This window comes from Bacillus sp. AP50 (assembly GCF_040492675.1).
GTDB classification, from domain to species: Bacteria; Bacillota; Bacilli; order Bacillales; family Bacillaceae_G; genus Bacillus_A; species Bacillus_A cereus.
Genome location: NZ_JBEUTW010000290.1, coordinates 1 through 6628 on the forward strand (window position 1 = coordinate 1; position 6628 = coordinate 6628).

The following is a 6628-nucleotide window of genomic DNA, read 5'->3' on the forward strand; positions in this document are numbered from 1 at the left end:
AGACAGGCTCATTCACGTATATGGACCAACCGAAACAACAGTGTTTGCCACGGCTTGTCCTGTTACTGAGTCTATGATTAACCTCCATACGGTGCCGATTGGGAAGCCAATCAGTAATACATCGGCTTATGTTTTAAGTCCTAGTGGTCAGCTTCAGCCGGAAGGGATTCCTGGAGAGCTGGTTATTGGAGGAGACGGAGTCTCCCGCGGATATCTGAATCGACCAGACTTGACAGAAGAGCGTTTTGTGGAGAATCCTTTCGTGCCTGGCGATCAAATCTATAAGACGGGGGATCTTGTCCGCTGGATGCCAGATGGAAACCTTGAGTACTTGGGAAGAATAGACCAACAAGTGAAAGTCAGGGGTCACCGGATTGAGCTTGGAGAAATTGAAAGTCGACTAAAAGAATTTCCAGCGGTCCGCGAGGCGGCGGCCACTATGAAAATAGACAGTCAGGGGCATTCTTACCTTTGTGCCTATATCGTCTGGAAGGGAGAGGTATTGGAAGCTTCTTTGCGCGAGTATCTGGCAGAACACTTGCCAGCTTACATGATTCCAACTCATTTTTCCTATCTTGAGGAGCTTCCGCTTACTCCAAATGGAAAAGTGGATAAAAATAGGCTTCCCGCAGAAAGAAGTAAAAATAAGGGAACAAAGCTTTATGTAGAACCTGTCACGGATACAGAGAAGGCGCTGGCCGAAATATTTAAGGAAATTTTGCAGGTAGAGCAGGTAAGCCTGAATGATAATTTTTTTGAACTTGGAGGGCACTCTCTTAAAGCTACGATTCTTTCAGCCAGAATTCATAAAATTATGAGAACAGAAGTAAGTCTGAAGCGAATTTTTAGTTTCCCAACAGTTAAAAAGCTAGCTCAACATATCGATGAGCAGTCTCAAAGCTCTTTTGAGGCAATTAGGCGTACTACCGAAAAAGAGTACTATCCTGTTTCTTTTGCGCAGAAACGAATTTATGTTTTGCAGATGATGGAGGAAAAGGGAATTCATTATAATATTCCAATACTGTTAAAAGTAGATGGAAAGCTGGACCTTGAAAAGGTTCAAGAATCATTAAACTGTCTAATTCAACGACATGAAATTTTAAGGACATCATTCCACTTCGAAGAAGAACAGCTTGTACAAAAAATTCATAATAATTTGGATTGGCCGCTGGTGCATGTCATTGCGCAGGATCCAAATATTGATACTCTTAAAAAAGAGTTTATTCGACCATTCGATTTAAGCTGTGCTCCTCTATTAAGGTCGCAGTTAGTACAGATTAATGCTGAATCACATATACTCATGATTGATTTTCATCACATCATTTCAGATGGAATATCTGTAAATATACTGCTTCAGGAGTTCTATGATCTCTATCACGGACGGGAGCTTCAAGAGGCGACTATCCAATATAAGGATTATGCGGTTTGGCAACAGAGTCAAGTTGACTCCTTAAAGCGTCAAGAGATTTTCTGGAAAAAACGTTTTGAAGGCGAAATTCCTGTGCTGGATATGCATACTGATTATTCGAGACCACAGGTACAGAAGTTCGACGGTGATTTGCTGCAGATGGATTTTAGTAGAGCGTTTACGGAAAGGATTAAACTTTTTTCTTCTCAATCAGATGTGACTCTTTACATGACTATGCTGGCAGCCTATCATGTTCTTCTGCATAAGTATACAGGTCAGGATGATATTGTGATTGGTTCACCGATTGCAGGGCGTTCTCACTCAGACACGGAAAAAGTAGTCGGCATGTTTGTCAATACTCTGGCGCTACGTCATAAATCAAATGCTGGACAATCATTTAGCGAATTTTTAAATCAGGTGAAAAATGAGGTGCTTCTTGCACAAGAACATAGTGAATATCCATTTGAAGAATTGGTCGAAAAACTGGGGCTCCAACGTGTGTTAAATCGAAATCCTTTGTTTGATACAATGTTCATTCTTCAGAACATGGAGAAATTTCAAACGGATCATGATGGACTACAACTTAACGTAATGCAGTTAGAAATGGATACATCAAAGTTCGACCTTAGCTGGGTTATAGATGAAACTGAAAATCTCCGTTTGTCGGTAGAATACAGCACTCGTCTGTTTAAAAAACAATCTGTGGAAAGAATGGTTACCCATTACATTCATATTCTTGATCAGATTCTAAAAAATCCTGATATCCTGATTGGTCATATCCAACTGGCTACAGAAAGTGAAAAACAGGAGGTTCTTATAAAGTTTAATCAGACCGGGTTTCAGCAGGCGAAAGTTGAAACTCTGCATGGCTTGTTTGAGCAACAGGTGAATAAAAGCCCTGACAACGTTGCAATTGTTTCTGGCAACGAGCAAATCACATATAGAGCTCTTAATGCACGTTCAAATCAGCTGGCCAGAGCTTTAAGGAATAAAGGGATAGGAAAAAATCAGATTGTAGGGTTGTTATTCGAAAAGTCCATTGACATGATTGTAGCTATCTTAGGGGTATTAAAAGCGGGTGCAGCCTATATGCCGATTGATCCGAGCTATCCTGAGGATAGAATATTGTACATGCTCAATGACAGCAGATCAAAGGTTTTAGTCTGTACTAATTCTACATTTGTTCCTACAGAATTTAATGGAAGTATTTTGAAAATCGATGATATTCTAGCTGCATCTTTTGAAGTTCATAATCTGAGTGAAACTGCTTCAGCAGAAGATTTATCGTATCTGATATATACCTCAGGTTCCACAGGAAAGCCAAAGGGGGTAATGGTGGAGCATAGGAATGCAGTGCGTCTTTTCTGTAATCAAAATAACATATTTGATTTTGATGAAGAAGATATATGGCTATTCTTTCATTCCTATTGTTTCGACGTCTCAGTATGGGAAATCTTCGGTTCTTTGCTGAGGGGAGGAAAGCTGGTTGTAATATCTCAAATGGATAGCAGAAGCCCAGAAAAGCTTCTAACAATTATGGAAAAAGAGAAGGTAACTATTATGTGTCAGACACCGTCTTCCTTCGTTCCAATGTCTGCGGAACTTAATAGGACTTTCTACAACTTGAAGATAAGGAAAGTTATGCTGGCCGGAGAAGCCCTATATCCCAACCAACTGGAGCAATGGAGACAGGTTTATCCTGATACACAGATTATTAATATGTACGGCCCAACTGAAACAGCAGTTTATGCCACATATAAAGTGATGAATCCAGCTGAAACATCTTATATCAGCAATATAGGAGCACCTTTAGAACTTACAAAAGCTTATGTACTTGATAATCAAATAAATCTCTTGCCAGCAGGAGTGCCAGGCGAACTCTACATCTCCGGTACAGGAGTTGCAAGGGGTTACCTAAACATGGAAGAGTTGACATGTCAGAAGTTTATGACAAATCCTTTTGAGATTGGACAAAGAATGTATCGGACAGGAGATCTCGCTCGTTGGCTTCCAGACGGAAATTTAGAGTATTTAGGAAGGAAGGATTCCCAAGTCAAGATAAGGGGTTACCGAATCGAACTGGGAGAGATTGAAGCTTGCTTATTGGCCCATCCTTCAATTGAAGAAGCTATTGTTTCTTCAAGAAAAACTGAGGACGGAAACTTGAACCTCTGTGCGTATTTGATCTCAAACAAAGAATGGAGCGTTTCAGAGCTACGGGCTCATTTATTGAGAACTCTACCAGAATATATGATACCTGCTTTTTTTGTCGAGCTAGACTCTTTTCCGCTCACTTTAAACGGAAAACTTGATTACGCAGCTCTACCTGAGCCGAAATTAAAGAAGAGCGCTGAGAATTACACTGCACCTAAAACAGAATTGGAGAAAATAATGGCTCAAACTTGGCAAGAGGTCCTACAGATTGAGGCTGTTGGTATCCATGATAATTTCTTTGAACTAGGAGGAGATTCAATTAAAGCTATTCAGATTGCGGCAAAACTTCATGAACATCGGTTGAAATTCGATATGAAGGACTTATTTAAGAATCCTTCCATATCGGATTTGATCCCTTATTTACAGTCTAGCCAGACTAATGAGGAACAAGGATTGATTGAGGGGGATGTTCCGCTCACGCCAGTGCAGAAATGGTTTTTTTCTCAGCAGTATCATGAAGTAGGACACTTTAATCAATCCATGATGCTTTTCCGGAAAAAGCGTTGGAATCCTATAGCCGTAAAGGATAGCATGCAGAAGATTTGTGAGCACCATGATGCCCTTCGCATGGTTTTCTCACGTGAAGTTTTTTCACAGTATAACAGAGGACTGGAAGGTATAGATTTAACTATTGAAGTGCTGGAGTTTTATGGAGCGGAGAATGCAGAGGCCTTGATAGAGAAGGAAGCAACACGGATACAGGGCAGTCTTAACCTTTCAGAGGGGCCGCTTGTAAGACTTGCTATCTTCAATACCGAAGAAGGTAGTTATCTTCTGATAGTCATCCATCATCTGGTTGTTGACGGTGTTTCATGGCGTATTATTTTGGAGGATTTTTCGTATCTGCATGATGAAGGAGGATCAGTTCTTCCTGCTAAAACGACTTCATATCAATCTTGGGCGAAAGAGCTATATAAATATGCAAAGAGCCAAAAGCTTCAAAAAGAGATTCCTTATTGGAGAAAATTAGAGTCGAAAATTGTCCCGCCTCTTCCAAAAGATCAAAGTGTTACGGGGACTTCTCTCTACGGGAATACTCAATTAGAAGAATTCTGTCTGGGTGAAGAAGAAACTAAAATCCTTTTAACAAATGCTCATCAGGCCTATCAGACAGAGATAAATGATCTTTTGCTTGCTGCACTTGTTCTCGCAGTTAAAGAGTGGACTGGCAAGAACAGCATGGCCGTTACCTTAGAAGGTCATGGTCGAGAAAATCTGTTAGAAAAAGTAAATTTAAGCAGAACAGTGGGATGGTTTACAAGCATGTTCCCGGTTGTTTTTGAACTAGACTCAGACCATTTTTCTTCAGTAATCAAAGCGGTTAAAGAAAACATTCGCGATATACCAAATAAAGGTGCGGGGTATGGGGTAATTAAATATTTGGCTCTTGAAAACGATACGGACTTTAAATTTAATCTCAAACCGGAAATCAGCTTTAATTACTTAGGTCAGTTTAACCATGAGATATTTAACATGCCGATTGGGAAACAGATTAGTATGATTAATGAGAATCCTTATCCTATTCAAATGAACAGTTATGTTTCTGGGCAGCAGCTAAGAATGATATTGCTTTATGATCAGAGGAGTTTTTATAGCAGCAGCATAAAATTCTTTGGAGAACGTTTCATACATTATCTGACTTTATTGATTAAACATTGTGAAAGTAAGGAAGAAACAGAGAGGACTCCAAGCGACTTCAGCATGACCAAATTGACCGCAAGTGATTTAGACGATATCTTTGAGGCTTTTGAAGAGAAGAATTAATTTATATTACATTGGGGGTTATAGGGTGTGTTTAATAAAAAAAACGTAAATGACCTATACCGTCTATCTCCGATGCAGCATGGAATACTATTTCATTGTTTAAATCATCCAAAGGACCATGCTTATTTTGAGCAGATGACGATGGAGGTAGAAGGAAATCTTAATGTAAAACATCTTGAAGTTAGTTTGAATAGAATCGTTGAAAAACAGGATGTTTTACGTACAGTCTTTTTGTACTCAAAAGTAAAGGAGCCGACACAGCTCGTTCTAAAAAGTAGAAAAACATCTGTTCAAGTAGAGGATATATCCAACCTAAGCAAAAGTGCACAGTATGATTTTCTGATGAACCTAAAGCGTAAGGACCGGGAAAGAGGATTTGATCTTTCCCGGGATCTCCTTTTTCGGATGGTGGTAATTCGGACAGGAGACGCTACATATCAGATTCTGTTGAGCTTTCATCATATTATATTGGACGGCTGGAGCATCGGATTATTGCTTAAGGAACTGTTTGAGGAGTATAGATGTCAGCAGCACGGCCAATTAAACCAAAATGAGAAATCAATGCCATTTAGTGCTTATATACGGTGGCTGGAAGAGCAGAATGAAGAAGAAGCAAAGGCTTTCTGGGCTGGATATTTAAATGGATATGAGAATCTGTCGGGGATCCCCTATAAAAAATCCAATCTATCAAGTGAATATAGAAGGGAAGAACTTCATTTCAGATTAAATTCAGTATTGACAAGGAAGCTGAAAGAGTTGGCTATATCACAGCATGTGACATTAAACATTCTTATCCAGACCTTATGGGGAATTCTACTTCAGAAGTTGAATGATATTGATGATGTTGTCTTTGGCTCAGTGGTATCTGGAAGGCCGTCAAATATTCCTGAAGTAGAAAAGATTGTTGGATTGTTTATAAACACCATCCCTGTCCGGATTGCAGCATTAGATGATGAGACGGTCGTCGAGGTCCTTAGTCAGGTGCAGTGTGCTTCATTAGAGGCGAAAAACTATGACTTTATTTCTCTGGCAGATATTCAATCAGTGAAAGCAGCACAAGGGCCAATATTTGATCATATTTTTGCATTTGAGAATTATCCAATGGACTGGTCTGGGGTGAATGGTGATCCTGAACTGGGATTTAGAATAACCGGAGTTACAGCTTTTGAGCAGACAAACTACGAATTGGTTATTCAGCTCCATGCAGGTGAAGAGTTAAACGGAAAAATAACATATAACGGA

2 protein-coding genes are annotated in these 6628 nt (G+C 39.7%); both read left to right on the forward strand.

What is annotated here, in order from left to right; translation table 11 throughout:
* The first annotated feature begins 10 nt into the window (after positions 1–10).
* Positions 11–5386 (forward strand): amino acid adenylation domain-containing protein, encoded by a 5376-nt coding sequence (locus tag ABWK52_RS20105; RefSeq protein ID WP_353772097.1) that lies wholly within the window; start codon positions 11–13, stop codon positions 5384–5386.
* A 27-nt stretch (positions 5387–5413) separates the two neighbouring features.
* The coding region (locus ABWK52_RS20110) for a condensation domain-containing protein (RefSeq protein WP_255289064.1) at positions 5414–6628 on the forward strand (1215 nt) is incomplete at its 3' end.